This is a genomic window from Acidovorax sp. HMWF018, assembly GCF_003061035.1.
Lineage (GTDB): Bacteria > Pseudomonadota > Gammaproteobacteria > Burkholderiales > Burkholderiaceae_C > Acidovorax > Acidovorax delafieldii.
In genome coordinates, this window is the sequence record NZ_QAIM01000067.1 from 2,277 (window position 1) to 5,344 (window position 3,068).

A 3,068-nucleotide genomic window follows, 5' to 3' on the forward strand; every position below is an offset into this window, starting at 1 on the left:
ATGACGGCACCGTGAACGGCGACAGCCGCTGCGGCCCGCGCGTGTCGGTGGTGCGCACGGCCTCGGCAATCGCACCAAAGCCGCCGATGCCCGAGGCGATCACCGTGGCCGTGCGCTCACGCGCCCGCTCGTCGGCAGGCGGCCAGCCCGCCTGCGCCAGCGCCTGCTGCGCGGCGCCCAGCGCAAAGGGGATGAAGCGGTCCATCTTGCGCTGGTCTTTGGACGAGACGATGGCGTCCACATCCCAGCCGCCCTCGGGGTCTTGCGCTATGCCGGGAACCTGCCCGGCAACCTTGGCGGCAATGCCTTCTGTCACCGCGTCCGGCAAGCGCGAGAGGCCGGAGCGCCCAGCCAGCAAGCGCTGCCACGCCAGTTCTACACCGCAGCCCAGCGGCGACACCAGGCCCATGCCCGTGACCACCACGCGGCGCATCAGGCCACCCCCTCGTTGCTGCACATACCACTCGCATTTTTCATGGATTCACCTCGTCAGACAGTTGGGGCACAGAGGCTCTGCACCTTTATGATTGCAACCGTCATCATAAACCGCAAACCCATTTTTGCGTACGACCGCAATCAATAAGAGGCTTCCATGAAGGTTTCCAAAGCACAGGCCGCAGAGAACCGGCAGGGCATCCTGGACGCGGCGGCCCGCCTGTACCGCGAGCGGGGGCTGACCGGTGTAGGGGTGGCCGACATCACGCGCGATGCCGGGCTGACGCATGGCGGGCTGTACCGGCATTTCGCGTCCAAGGATGTGCTGGTGCAGGAGGCGTGCACCAAGGCGTTCGACTGGTCCATCCCCGTGCTGGACGGCGAGCGGCCCCACGCCACGGTGGGCGACCGCATCCAGCGCTACCTCTCACCTGAACACCGCGACGCGCCGGGCTCAGGCTGCCCCGTGGCCGCATTGGCGGTGGACGCCGCGCGGGCGGGCGGCGGCTTGTCTGAAGTGTTTGCCCAGGGCATCGAGCGCAACATCCAGCGGTTTGCCCAGCTGCTGGCTGACAGCGCTGCCGATGCCGGCGGCGGCGGCACCCCATCGCCACAAGACCGCGCCCGCGCGATCCATGTGCTGGCCACCATGGTGGGGGGGATGGTGCTGGCCCGCGCCACGGCAGCGGCGCAACCCGCGTTGTCGAATGAGCTGATGGCGACGCTGCAGACGCAGCTGACGGACTGGCTGGACAACACATCCACCAGCCCCTCGAAGTAAAAAAGAACGGCCAGCGCTTGCGTCACAAGCACTGGCCGTTCTTAACAAGTCACATCACCCGGAGCAAGACGCCCCTGGGATCACGTCAGGCGCAGCAGGCGTCGCCCCAGGCGGGCGCCCCATTGCCCACCGACGCACGGCGCCACCACGTGGCAGGGCGCGCATCGGCGGCATCGCCACGCACCCAGCGGTATTGCAGGCGGCGACCGTTCAGGGGTTCGACCACCACCGCCTGGCCTGCCGCCACAGGCAGCGACTGACCGGCGCACAGAAACACGTCGCTGCCATCGCCCAGGCCCTGGCCCAGCGTGACCCAGGCCTGGCCTTCGGCAATGCGCAGGGTCATCGCGGCCTTGGGGGCCAGGGTGACGGCGGCGCCTGCGGCCACATGTCCCGCCTCACCGGCGGCAGCGCCCGTGGCGCGGGAAGATGCAAACAGATGAAGAGCGTGAGAGGTTGTCATGGTTTTCTCCGGGTTAACCCTAATATGACCGTATGGTGCGCCGGTTGCAGAACAACGTCCAATGAAAAGCACGGCACCGATTGATGCTTTTCCTGCATGAGCTGTTCACGCCGGCCTGCGCTGTAGCGGCGCTGCTATCCGAAGCAGAGCAAACCGGGCGAAGCCGACGGCAAACCGGCCGCCCGCGCCCGCCACACCCGCCAGCGCCGTGCCCAAGGCGCGTCCACCCTGCCCTAGCGCCTGCCCCAGATCGCGCAGCGGCTGCACGACGCCACATTCCCAATCCCTGGCGGCCGTGCTGGCGGGCTGCGCCAGAGCGGGGGCCGCCACGACGTCCCAGCGGAAAGCCACCGGCTCCGCGCAGCCGGACCCGGTCCAGGCTTCCATCACCACATGCTGCCCCGGCGCAACCGTCAGCTGTTGGCCGGGCAGCAGCACGTGGTCCACAGCGGCGCCCGGCATGTCCGCCAGAACGCCACGCAAGGTGACCCACGCCTGCCCCTGGGCGATCTGCAGCACGCCATGGGTGTCGGGGTGCAATGACAAGGCCTGGCCTGTGGCCAGTTTCCAGCAACCGGCCGCGCGACGGCCAGCCGTGGCGGCATGGACGGATTGTTGCGATTCCAGAACGTTGCGGGGGGACATGACAGGCTCCTTGGCTTCGGTAAAACGTGTTGAGGAGACTGGATAGTGCGCTTTACACCGCACACAGTCCAATGAAAACAAGGTACGCTATTCATTCCGTCAACGCATGAATCGCACTCAGGATCACTGCCATGGCCTCTGCCGAATACTCTCCCGCCGTCTTGCGCACCCGGCCCGTGGCCACAGGGCACTGGCGCGCCTTTCTGACCGTAGCCAAACACCTGAACTTTCGCGCGGCCGCCGACGAGCTGGCCCTCACCCAGTCGGCCGTGAGCCGCCAGATCCAGGCGCTGGAAGAAGAGGTGGGCGTGCCCCTGTTCCTGCGCCACACGCGTGCCGTGGAGCTGACCAGCGCGGGCGCACAGTTGCAGCGCGCCGTGGGCCCGGCGCTGGAGCGCATGGACGCCGCCGTGCGCCTGGTGCGCCAAACGGCGGGGCGCCGCAGCGTGGCCATCACCACCTGGGCCAGCTTTGCATCGATGTGGCTGATCCCGCGCATGGAGGAGTTCCAGCGCGACAACCCGGGCATCGACATCCGCATTGATGCGAGCGACGTGCAGGTGGACCTGGAAACCTCGGACGTGGACCTGGCCCTGCGCTACGCCATGCCCGCCGGAGCCACGCAGGGCGGCATCCGCCTGTTTGGCGAGCAACTGGCCGTGGTGGCAAGCCCCTGGCTGCTCAAGAGCGGCAAGCCGCTGCGCACCCCCGCCGATGTGGCGCAGTTCACCCTGATCGAGGCGG

Annotated in this window: 5 protein-coding genes; 2 read left to right on the forward strand and 3 right to left on the reverse strand. The window is 67.9% G+C overall.

Annotation, left to right across the window (positions count from 1 at the left end):
* Nucleotides 1-433, reverse strand: a 433-nt coding sequence (locus tag DBR23_RS30205) for a beta-ketoacyl synthase N-terminal-like domain-containing protein (protein WP_369882075.1), incomplete at its 3' end; no start/stop codon positions are given.
* Nucleotides 434-592: 159 nt separating this feature from the next.
* Here DBR23_RS30205 and DBR23_RS02360 point away from each other — a divergent pair.
* Nucleotides 593-1,216: a TetR/AcrR family transcriptional regulator gene (locus DBR23_RS02360; protein ID WP_108497191.1), complete on the forward strand. Its 624-nt coding sequence runs from the start codon at nucleotides 593-595 to the stop codon at nucleotides 1,214-1,216.
* Nucleotides 1,217-1,301: 85 nt separating this feature from the next.
* Here DBR23_RS02360 and DBR23_RS02365 read toward each other — a convergent pair whose 3' ends face one another.
* Entirely contained in the window at nucleotides 1,302-1,679 is a 378-nt protein-coding gene (locus DBR23_RS02365) for a DUF2917 domain-containing protein (protein WP_108497192.1), read from the reverse strand.
* Between the two features lie 105 nt (nucleotides 1,680-1,784).
* Nucleotides 1,785-2,324, reverse strand: a complete 540-nt coding sequence (locus DBR23_RS02370; protein WP_108497193.1) for a DUF2917 domain-containing protein — start codon at nucleotides 2,322-2,324, stop codon at nucleotides 1,785-1,787.
* A gap of 131 nt (nucleotides 2,325-2,455) precedes the next feature.
* Between DBR23_RS02370 and DBR23_RS30210 the strand changes: the two genes are divergently transcribed.
* Nucleotides 2,456-3,068, forward strand: a 613-nt coding sequence (locus tag DBR23_RS30210; RefSeq protein ID WP_233250235.1) for a LysR family transcriptional regulator, incomplete at its 3' end; no start/stop codon positions are given.